Raw genomic sequence first — 3,562 nt, forward strand, 5'->3', positions numbered from 1 at the left:
CCGCCCGCGCCCCCCCCCCACGCCGCGGGCGTCGAGCTTGAAGAAGTCCCTGATCGGCTCGGCCTCGACGTGGATGCCGACGGGGTCGATCAGGACGAGCCCGGTGATGAGTCCGCCGGTGTCCCGTACGGCCATCTCCGCTGCGGTCCAGCCGCCGACCGAGGAGCCGACGACCAGGACGTCGCGCAGTCCGCGGTCTTGGAGGTGGTGCAGGTAGGCGAGGGCGAGATCGTCGATGCCGGTCAGCCACGGCGGGCGATGGGTGCCGTCCCATCCCGGGTGGACCGGAGTGATGGCGTGGACGGCCTGGGCGAGGTGGGAGGCGAGCCCGGCGACCGTGGCCGGTCCCCCGCCGCCGTGCAGGATGAGACAAGGCCTGCCGTGTCCGGCTTCGGTCAGGGTGAGGGACAGGTCGGGGTACAGGGCGACGTTCGTGTTCTGAGGCATGCCCGGACTGTAACTAAGCTTGTTTATATAAACAAGCTTAGTCGTGTCGTAGACTCGGCTCATGCCCGATGAACTGCAGGTCCTTGGAAGAGCGGTGAAGCAGGCCCAGTACAAGCAGCACCGCGCTCTGGACAGCCGCCTCGCCGCCGCCGGCACCACGCTCGCGCAGTGGGACGCGCTCCGCGCGATCAGCCGCGCGCCCGGGTCACCGGCCCGGGCCCTGGCGGCGGCGACATTCCAGAGCGAGCAGGCCTTCGGCACGCTCGCCGGCCGGCTGGCAGCCCTGGGCCTGATCGACCGCAGGCCCGGCACGGGCCGCCGCATCGAGCACCACCTCACCCCCGCCGGCGAAGAGGTCCTGAGCGCAGGACACCGGATCGCCGACGAAGTGCTCGCCTGGTGCTACTCGGGACTGTCCCCCACCGACCGCACCACGCTCCTCGAGCTGCTTCACCGCATCGACGGCGGCGCGGACGCGCAGCCGCCTCCTCTTTGACGCCTCCGGCGCCCATGCGCCGCGACCGACCATCGAGCTCAGACGGCGGTGCCCGGATCGCCGCCCGTGCGGCCGGCGCCGAGGTACTCGGACTGTCCCTGGTCACCAATCTGGCCGCCGGGATGAGCGCCGGGCCCCTGGACCACTCGGAGGTCCTGAGGGCGGGCCGCGACTCGGCCTCGCGCATGGGCGAGCTCCTGAGCCGGCTGCTCACGGAGATGTGACCGTGAACCTGCACACCATGACCGGAGGAACCGGGTCACCGGAGAGCAAGTGGCCGGTGGGAGCCGTCACCTGACGACAGCTCCCGGCGAGCCTCCGAGCCGGACCGCGCCGGCCCCACCGTCCAGATTCATCCCCTCCCCCATGAGGAGCACGTCATGCGACCCGCTTCGAACACCTTGGCCGATCAGGCTCGGACTCACCTCCTGGCGGCCATCGACCTTGCGGCCCGCGCGCGCCGGCACGGCAACCATCCGTTCGGCGCGCTGCTCACCGACGCGGCCGGGAACATCCTGCTCACCGCCGAGAACACCGTCATCACGGAGCACGATGCCACCGGCCACGCCGAGACGAACCTGGTCCGGAAGGCGTCGCGGACGCTGACCCCGGACCAGCTCGCCGCGGCCACGCTGTACACCAGCACCGAACCGTGCGCGATGTGCTCGGGCGCGATCTACTGGAGCGGCATCCGGCAGGTCGTCTACGCACTCGCGGCCACGGAGCTGAACGTGCTGGCCGGAGTGGACCCCGAAGAGCCGCTGCTCGACCTCCCGTGCCGCCAGGTCTTCGCGGCGGGCGGGAACACCGTCGAGGTATCGGGGCCGCACCTCTACGAAGAGGCCGCCGCGGTACACCTCGGCTACTGGGGATAGCGCAGCAGGTCGCGCAACGCCCCCACCGGGTGCCCTCGGCAGAGTGAGCGGGAACACTCCCTTCGGACCCGCCGGGTCTGCGCGGAACTGCCCGCCACGGCCCACCGACAGCGATCCCCGCAATCGGTCCACACCGGCAACGGCCCGACCCCTCTCCGCCTCCGTCCACGGGTGGGGTCGCGGACGGAGGGGCGCCCTCGGCGGGAAGAGGAATTCAGTCGTCGTCCGCCGCGGGGGCGGAGGCCAGGGTCCGCAGCACCATGAGGGTCTCGGCGCGTGGGGAGGCGGCAAAGAAGGCCGCGTCAACGGCTTCCACCGCCGCGATGGCGCGGGGGGCGAGATCGGCGCCCTCCGGGGTTGCCCGGAGTCGCTTGGCCCGGGTGTCCGCGGGGTCGGTCTCCCGCTCGATGAGCCCCTTGGCCTCCAGGGTGCGCAGCACCTGCGAGGTCATTTTGACGTCCGTGCCGGCCTGCCGGGCCACGGCCTGCTGGTTGGGGTGGCCGCCCTCGCGGTTGAGCCACCAGGTGCAGGCCAGCAGGACGAACTGCACGTGCGTGAGCCCGAGTGGCGCCAGCGCCGCGGCAACCTCCCGCTGCCAGCGCAGCGTCGCGTGCCAGAGCAGGAAGCCGGGGCTTGCGCCCGGAGTCAGCATCGGGCCTCCGCCCGCCGCGCCAGCGCCGCCATCGTCTGCGGCCAATCCGCCGTGATGCCGGGACCCACCTGCGGGCCGATCTCATCGGCCGCGGCACCGGTGATCTCCATGCGGTAGGTGATGCGCGCCCCGCCCTGCTGGGCGGTCACGCGGTGGGCGGTGCGGAACAACAGCCCCGCGAAGCGCGCTTCGTCGACGAACACCTCGGGAGCGCTGACCTGGGCCAGCGTGAGTTCTACCGGGTCCTGGCCGGCGGGGTGCATGGTGATGCGGGTTCCGGTGACGAAGGGGCCGGTGGCCTCGATCTTCTGAATGTCAGCATTCCAGATGCCCCAGTTCGCCACATCGACCCACTGCTGCCAGACCGCCTCGGGTGCGGCGGCGGTGTCGACACTGTGCTCGTACGTCCACATGACGGCTCCCATTCCCCATTTGATCTGCACACAGATTATCTGCGCACAGACTAAATGTCCAGCGCACAGGAACCGCTCCCTGCTTCGATCCGGCTACGCCGGGCCTCCCCCGCAGGGGCACGGTTCCGGTTCCGGCCGATCCCGTGGGGAACCCGTCCGCCGAGTGGGACAGTGCGGGCCCCCACCAGACGAGAGGACGGATCCGGCGCGGGTCCGCCGGCCCAGCCCGAACGGCACGGATGCCACGAGGGTGGTCGCGTAGCAGAGTTCGAAGGACACGCGGGATTCGGACAGGACAAGGACGCTGTTCCAGCCCTTCTCCGGCCGGAGAGGCCAGGCGTACCGCACCGAGGAGGTGACGGAGAATGTCAGACCGTGATCGAATTCAAGCGCATGTCCACCCTCACGGTTGCCCTCGTGGGCGCCGTGGCCCTCAGCTCACCCGGTGCAGCCGCCGACAGTGCCCCGAACAGCCCTACGCACGCAGTGCGGCCAGCGGCGAACGGCGTGACGGCACCCGGCAGAGCGACGATCGCGGAAGGTCAGGTCAAGGAGGTCGCACCCGGTGGCGTGATCACCTATCCGAGCGTCACCAGCTGCCTGACCGTGACAGTCCGGCTGCAGGACGGCGGCCTCGTCGGTGCTCACGCCAGCTTGTTCCAGGTGCCGGGTGAACTGC

Annotated in this window: 5 protein-coding genes and 2 pseudogenes; 4 read left to right on the plus strand and 3 right to left on the minus strand. The window is 70.9% G+C overall.

Annotation, left to right across the window (positions count from 1 at the left end; translation table 11 throughout):
• On the minus strand, positions 1 to 447 hold a 447-nt coding region (locus ACFXA3_RS38730; RefSeq protein ID WP_385195433.1), incomplete at its 3' end, for an alpha/beta fold hydrolase.
• Positions 448 to 508: 61 nt separating this feature from the next.
• On the opposite strand from ACFXA3_RS38730, the gene ACFXA3_RS38735 reads away from it, so the two are divergent.
• From ACFXA3_RS38735 to ACFXA3_RS38745, 3 genes and pseudogenes are all read left to right on the plus strand, one after another.
• Positions 509 to 943 (plus strand): MarR family winged helix-turn-helix transcriptional regulator, encoded by a 435-nt coding sequence (locus ACFXA3_RS38735; protein WP_385195436.1) that lies wholly within the window; start codon positions 509 to 511, stop codon positions 941 to 943.
• A 56-nt stretch (positions 944 to 999) separates the two neighbouring features.
• Positions 1,000 to 1,167 (plus strand): annotated as a pseudogene (locus tag ACFXA3_RS38740) (purine-nucleoside phosphorylase); the annotation flags it as partial.
• 156 nt (positions 1,168 to 1,323) lie between these two features.
• A complete protein-coding gene (locus ACFXA3_RS38745; RefSeq protein ID WP_385195438.1) occupies positions 1,324 to 1,818 on the plus strand; it encodes a nucleoside deaminase in 495 nt (164 codons plus the stop codon).
• Between the two features lie 214 nt (positions 1,819 to 2,032).
• On the opposite strand, the gene ACFXA3_RS38750 is transcribed toward ACFXA3_RS38745, so the two are convergent.
• Entirely contained in the window at positions 2,033 to 2,470 is a 438-nt protein-coding gene (locus ACFXA3_RS38750; protein ID WP_385195440.1) for a MarR family winged helix-turn-helix transcriptional regulator, read from the minus strand.
• Positions 2,464 to 2,883 carry an SRPBCC family protein gene (locus ACFXA3_RS38755; RefSeq protein ID WP_385195443.1) on the minus strand — a complete coding sequence of 140 codons (420 nt, stop codon included), beginning with the start codon at positions 2,881 to 2,883 and terminating at the stop codon, positions 2,464 to 2,466. Before ACFXA3_RS38755 ends, ACFXA3_RS38750 begins: the two co-directional genes overlap by 7 nt.
• A 375-nt stretch (positions 2,884 to 3,258) precedes the next feature.
• On the opposite strand from ACFXA3_RS38755, the pseudogene ACFXA3_RS38760 reads away from it, so the two are divergent.
• Positions 3,259 to 3,562: pseudogene (locus ACFXA3_RS38760) on the plus strand (hypothetical protein); the annotation flags it as partial.

Origin of the sequence: Streptomyces sp. NPDC059456, assembly GCF_042750055.1 — a bacterium.
Lineage (GTDB): Bacteria > Actinomycetota > Actinomycetes > Streptomycetales > Streptomycetaceae > Streptomyces.